Source organism: Anaerovibrio sp. (genome assembly GCF_024697385.1).
Lineage (GTDB): Bacteria > Bacillota > Negativicutes > Selenomonadales > Selenomonadaceae > Anaerovibrio.
This window is the reverse complement of record NZ_JAILFV010000011.1, coordinates 1-4,352: the sequence shown is the minus strand read 5'-3', so window position 1 is coordinate 4,352 and position 4,352 is coordinate 1. Positions and strand designations below refer to the sequence as shown.

Here is a 4,352-nt window from a genome sequence, read left to right as displayed (position 1 = left end):
AGCTATGTGCCATCCGTAATAGATGGAGAGTGCCGGAAAAGACGCTGTTGGCCGTTGCCGTAATAGGAGGCAGCGTAGGGGCATTGTTTGCTATGTCATTATTCCATCACAAAACACTGCATCTTAAATTCAAATATGGTGTTCCGGCTATACTGCTGCTGCAGGTAATCGGAGTGCTTTGCCTTCATGCATCCAGGTAAGATAGATGATCACTTTGTATCATTATTTTCACTTGTGTAGTGTTATCAGGTATGGGAGGGATTAATATGTTAGGTTGGCGAAAGGCAGTAGTATATCTTTCAAGGGATAAGGATGATTGGTTGAAAGCCAGAAAGCTGTTGGAGTCAAACGGAATAGAATACACTCCCTTTGAGTCTGAGGAAGCACCGGTTGCAGGATGCTGTAGTCATCTCAAACCCGGAAATATATGGGGAACTAAAAAGCAGTATGTTTTTCGCATTGAGGTTTCATCTAAGTATAAAGAACAGGCAAATACAATATTGCAGGGGAATGTACTTCCGGTAACGGCTTGTGGCTTTCAGCTATGAGATAAAAAGGAATTTGTGTAGTGGTGCAGAAGTGGCAAGCATTACAGAAATTATATGATTATAGTAAGGGATTTTCTTAGGTTGGCGCTCCGTAGATTGCAGGAATACTGCTGCTTTCGTTATGATTGGCTCAACCCTGCTGTTGATACTCAGTCCATTAATTGTAGCTTATTTTAGAGATAGTGATGAATAATATCAGATTCCTGAGAATGTCTCCCTGCATTAGTTGGTTGAATGATTCTTCATTTTGGGTCATATGGGCAAAAGAACCGCATTTCAACAATTATCCCGTGTAGGCATTTTCAGAATCGTTTTTGAAGTTTTGCTTGTCCAGCCATTTTCGCTCATCTTCTGTTTCGGGAATGTCAATGCGCTCAATCTTAAAAATAACAGGGCGTGTTCCATCGTTGCAGCAGGCAATCATCATCCGCTCGTCATTGGTCCATTTATGCATGATTGAACCACCCTGCAGAGCAGTATAAACATAACGGCTGATGGCATCCCATGCCTCACCGCAGAATTTGCCGTTCATTAGATTATAGAAATCATCTTTTTCGGGGGTCCTTTTTAGCAAGAAAGTATCCCCTGCCTTAAAGCATGGGCAAGGTCCCGATTTAGGGTTGGCGAGATATTTTTCTTGGTACTCTGGAAATACTTTCGTTTCCAAAACAGTTATTTTGCATTCATGTTGCATTTTTATCACCCCGAAATAAAAGTCTTTTTTTCGTAATCCGGATATACCTGGTTATGCTTTTCGTATGACAGCGTGCAACTTCAGGCCCTTACGCTTTTCACAGCTTTCCAGTATAAGACCTGATTCGTCGCAGAGAACCTGCAATTCCTTTTGGTTGTAACAATGTACATCACCATATCCAAGAAAATTGAGGAAGGGAAGCTCAATCGTATTTACAAACCAGTGGAGGATACCCGTTCCCATAGTCATATCCCGAAGTATTAGCCGTCCGCCTATCCGCAGGCAGCGTTTGACATTTTTAAAGAACTCCTGTGGATTCGGATAGTGGTGAAAGCTTTGCGAGCAGATAATCACATCGAAGGCTTCAGCCTCGAAGGGTAACCGCTCACAATCACCGCAGACAAAGGTTGTGTTTGGGAGTTTTTTCGCCTTGGCTGCCTCTATCATTTTAGGGGTCAGATCAATACCCGTGAAATGAGCTTCCGGAAACCGATCTGTAAGCAATGACAGCATAGGAGCCGTGCCGCATCCGGCATCCAATAAGTCTGTAAATGGTTCCTTCTCTATTTCTGCCAAAATGTCAGGATAATCCTTTTTGCAGATATTATACACACCTGCATGAGCTGTTTCATATTTATCAGCAGCCCGTGTAAATTCTTTTTTTGATAATTCCTTATAACTTTCCGATGTTCTCATGTTTAATCTCCAAACGCTGTTTTATTTGTGTGCCAGAAGAAATACTGTTCCGATTATTAGCACTGTACCAATTATATCAATTAACCCAAAGCTTGTATTTAAGAATAGTATGGATAAAATAATTGCGGATAGTGGTTCCAGGGAACCTAAAATACTGGCCTCTGAAGGTTGGATATGTTTTATGCTGCCAAGGTAGCAACCAAACGCCAATACAGTACCAAAGATAATAATATAGGTATATATAAGTCCGGTGCCAATAGTCCAATTACCTGTGAATTGCCAGGGTGGATTAATGGGCATCAGCATAATGCCACCAATTAGCATTCCCCAACCAATTATTAAGGGGGCGCGCCATTTCCGTATAAGTCTTTTGGGTTGTACTGTATAAAAGGCTGCCGCAACTGCAGACAGTAACCCCCAGAATATGGCTGTAGGTGAAATGGATAAATAGTCCAGCCGGCCATGGGTTACCAGCAGGAAGGTTCCGGTCATTGCCATGAAAACGCATATTATTTCAATTAATCTAGGCAGTTTTCTGGTACTTAATGTTATGTAAATTATTATGAATACTGGCATAAGGTATTGAAGCACAGTAGCTGCTGCAGCATTTCCGTGTTTGATGCAGGCGAAATATGTATATTGTACGGCCAACATTCCAAATACAGCAAAAAGCAGTACCTCCCAAGCATCCTTCCTGTCATGCCAGATGGAAAAGAGGCTTTTCCTGTATATAAGCCGATCAGCTAAAAGCAGGATTATACCTGACAAAATCATACGGGATACTACCAGCCATTCAGTGGAAAAACCACAGTCCTGCAACAGATACTGACCGGCCACTCCGCTGCCACCCCACATTGAAGCACCAAAGCTGACCATGAATAGGCCCTTGCTTCTGTTCGTCATATACATGATCTCCAATTAAGTATGGTTATAATAGTTTGATGTTCCCCACCTGTAGGAGAAGGGGATTATACCTTGTCAAAAATCTATTTATTCACACCTATATAATAGCAGAAAAATATATAATGTGGTAACGGTCTACTGCCGTTCATTTCCAATTGCTGATGCAGCTTCAGTGTTTTGTAAAAAGATGGTCTGTTTATATGTCAGCCAAGTCTTTTCCTCTTGTGCAGGTAAATTACTCACGGCCCTGTTGGAGAATACAGGTCCTCCGGCAGGGCGTTTTTTTGCCCAGCTAGATATGGCAAAAAATATTGGTGAGTATAAAATGAAGTAAAAGGATACTTATTAGCTGACATTAATAGCGTGGCCATGCTGATCTGCACAATATGCTGAGGAGGGAGAAAAATGAGTAACAGGACATACCAAATTTCACCGTTTAAAATAGAAGAAATTGATGAATTATATAACAATATCAAAAAATTCCGGTCTACAAAATTTACATCCCAGTTGTTTGATTTTATAAAGCATTATCTCGACAATAATGATGAGGTGCCGGAGGGAATAAGCTTTGACGCCATATTGAAGGCCTGCGGGAAGATAGAAAGCATGCTGCTTGGTACATACCGTACCCCAAAGGAAATAATATCGAAAAAATATTGAGATGAAGTAAAATACGCAGCTCCTCTGAGCTGTAATGCTGTTTCCCTGGAGCAGGAAATCTCCTGCTCTGTAGACGGCCCTGACATTAACAATCCGGTGGGGAAATAGTTAAAGCTGCCCAGTTGAAATATTCTGAAAATTTGCAGGATTAAGTAATAGCTTTCTAGAATATACACCGTGTAGTCGTGAGAGATTATGGGGATATGAACTCTCACGGAGGAGTTTGTATGTTTTAGAAAGTGAGGTAGACCAAGTATGAAAAAGGTACTTATGTTGGCAGGGGATTTCGCTGAGGATTATGAGGTAATGGTTCCTTTCCAGGCATTAGGTGTTGCAGGTGTACAGGTGGATGTAGTATGTCCTGGAAAGAAATGCGGCGAAGCTATTAAGACTGCTATACATGATTTTGAAGGGGATCAAACTTATTCAGAAAAGCCAGGTCATTTATTTATCCTAAATGCTACTTTTGACGATGTTGCAGCAGAAGATTATGATGGCCTGTATATTACTGGTGGTCGTGCTCCGGAATACATACGCCTTGATCCGAAGGTGATAAATATCACAAAGTATTTTATGAATAACAATAAGCCTGTAGCTGCTATTTGTCATGGCATACAGGTACTTACCGCTGCAGATGTGGTCAAGGGGCGTACCCTCACTGCTTATCCGGCTGTAGGACCTGATGTAACAGTTGCCGGTGGAAACTTCCAGGATGTAGATGCAGATAAGGCAGTTGTTGATGGTAACCTTGTAACCTCACCAGCTTGGCCGGGCAATACAGCTATCTGCAAAGAATTTTTAAAGATTCTTGGCTAAAATCAGTTATGTGAATACACATGTAGAATTAATCC

The 4,352-nt window shown here is 41.5% G+C and carries 7 protein-coding genes; 4 read left to right on the top strand and 3 right to left on the bottom strand.

From position 1 onward, the window contains the following. Both K6C05_RS00735 and K6C05_RS00730 read left to right on the top strand, forming a co-directional pair. A partial coding sequence (locus K6C05_RS00735) for a DUF1294 domain-containing protein (protein ID WP_296730370.1) occupies positions 1-200 on the top strand: 200 nt, incomplete at its 5' end. Between the two features lie 66 nt (positions 201-266). Continuing rightward, positions 267-548, top strand: a complete 282-nt coding sequence (locus tag K6C05_RS00730) for a hypothetical protein (protein ID WP_296730369.1) — start codon at positions 267-269, stop codon at positions 546-548. A gap of 283 nt (positions 549-831) precedes the next feature. Here K6C05_RS00730 and K6C05_RS00725 read toward each other — a convergent pair whose 3' ends face one another. The 3 genes from K6C05_RS00725 to K6C05_RS00715 are packed head-to-tail and all read right to left on the bottom strand — an operon-like array spanning position 832 to position 2,841. Continuing rightward, on the bottom strand, positions 832-1,242 hold the full coding sequence (locus K6C05_RS00725; protein ID WP_296730367.1) for a TIGR04076 family protein: 411 nt from the start codon (positions 1,240-1,242) through the stop codon (positions 832-834). A 51-nt stretch (positions 1,243-1,293) separates the two neighbouring features. Further along, a complete protein-coding gene (locus K6C05_RS00720) occupies positions 1,294-1,938 on the bottom strand; it encodes a class I SAM-dependent methyltransferase (protein WP_296730366.1) in 645 nt (214 codons plus the stop codon). A 21-nt stretch (positions 1,939-1,959) separates the two neighbouring features. Next, a complete protein-coding gene (locus tag K6C05_RS00715; protein WP_296730364.1) occupies positions 1,960-2,841 on the bottom strand; it encodes an EamA family transporter in 882 nt (293 codons plus the stop codon). 405 nt (positions 2,842-3,246) lie between these two features. Here K6C05_RS00715 and K6C05_RS00710 point away from each other — a divergent pair, with 405 nt between their 5' ends. Both K6C05_RS00710 and K6C05_RS00705 read left to right on the top strand, forming a co-directional pair. Continuing rightward, positions 3,247-3,501 (top strand): hypothetical protein, encoded by a 255-nt coding sequence (locus K6C05_RS00710; RefSeq protein ID WP_296730362.1) that lies wholly within the window; start codon positions 3,247-3,249, stop codon positions 3,499-3,501. A gap of 255 nt (positions 3,502-3,756) precedes the next feature. Further along, positions 3,757-4,317, top strand: coding sequence for a DJ-1/PfpI family protein (locus K6C05_RS00705; protein ID WP_296730359.1), 561 nt, complete (start codon positions 3,757-3,759; stop codon positions 4,315-4,317). Positions 4,318-4,352: the final 35 nt, after the last annotated feature.